Annotated in this window: 1 protein-coding gene; it reads right to left on the bottom strand. The window is 67.9% G+C overall.

What is annotated here, in order from left to right; translation table 11 throughout:
* Window positions 1-32: 32 nt before the first annotated feature.
* The gene (locus tag WEE69_02320) at window positions 33-1,040 is read right to left on the bottom strand and encodes an integrase core domain-containing protein (protein ID MEX1144125.1); all 1,008 of its coding nucleotides are present in this window, start codon (window positions 1,038-1,040) and stop codon (window positions 33-35) included.
* Window positions 1,041-1,260 lie beyond the last annotated feature (220 nt).

Here is a 1,260-nt window from a genome sequence, read left to right as displayed (position 1 = left end):
CCCCGGCACCCACGATCAGGCAGCATCGCTACCTACAAATCTGGCGCACACCCTCGCCGTGCCTGTTTGAGCCCGGCTCGGCGTGCCTGGCGGATCGCTTTGCCGCGTCCTTCGTGCTCGTCGTTGGGGGTGACATACCCGATGCCCTGGTGCAGCCTCACCCCGTTGTAGTGCTCGCGTCGGATGGCGAGCTCGGCGCGTAGCACGGCCGGGTCCTCGATCGCGAGCAGGTGGGGCCACTCGACCTTGAGGTGGCCGAAGAAGCTCTCGATCCAGGCCTGGTCGGTCGGGGTGCCGGGCCGGCCGAAGTGCTGCGCGATCGCGCACAGCGCCATGAACTCCCGGGTCGAGCCTGAGGTCATCTGCGGCCCGTTATCGGACACGGCGAGCAGCACCGGCCGGGCGTCGTCGTCGACATCGATGCGGGCCAGCCCGTCCTGGATGGCGGTGACCTGCTCGATGAGCCCCTCGGCCTCGAGCGCGTCGGTGAACACGATCTCGATCTGGGTCGAGGTCTCCTCCGACGAGACGATGTCGGCGATCCACTTGCGCGATACCAGGTCCTCGACCACGGTCACCGCCACCCCGGCCTTCGTGAAGTGGGTCGTGTCGTAGATCCAGATCGAGTTCGGGACGTAGTCCGCCCACTCGGGAAACGGCCGCCGCTGCGACCGGCCCGGCCGTGGTGGCGGCCGCAGAACCAGCCCCTGACCTGCAAGAACACGCCGGACCGTCGACGGCGACACCCACACCCGGCTCAAGTATGAGCCGCGGTAGGCGAGCTTGCGATGCGAACGGTCGACCTCGCCCCACTCGTGGAACAGCGCGACGATCTCCTCGGCCTCGGCGTCCAGCAGCCCGTGCGAGGGGTTGCCGCCCGGGCGCTTGTCGGCCAGCTCGTCACGCTCCCGGCGGCCCAGCCAGCGCCACGCCCTGCCCTCGCCGAGCTCGAGCAGCCGGCACGCGCCACGCACCGTCCAGCCGCCCTCGACCGCACCGTCGATCAGCTCGAGTAGGCCAGACTTTGTGGCCGCGTCCACACGTCGAGGGACTCGGCCACTCAGCCCCAACGCTCTTTTCCGGCTCTTGTGACTCACCTGTGGGTGCCGGAACTACACGGATGTAGGTAGCACGCCGCCCCTGGCCTACGTTTCGGGCTATTCGAAGGTCCGCAACGAGGCACAGGAGACGACGTGCGGTTCAAGAGTCTCAGATGTCTGGACATCGGCCCTTCAGCGGGGCAAGTAGGTCCGATAATTT

The sequence above is a fragment of the Acidimicrobiia bacterium genome, from assembly GCA_040881685.1.
Lineage (GTDB): Bacteria > Actinomycetota > Acidimicrobiia > IMCC26256 > PALSA-555 > SHVJ01.
The sequence above is the reverse complement of the archived record's forward strand: the minus strand, read 5'-3'. Positions and strand labels throughout refer to the sequence as shown.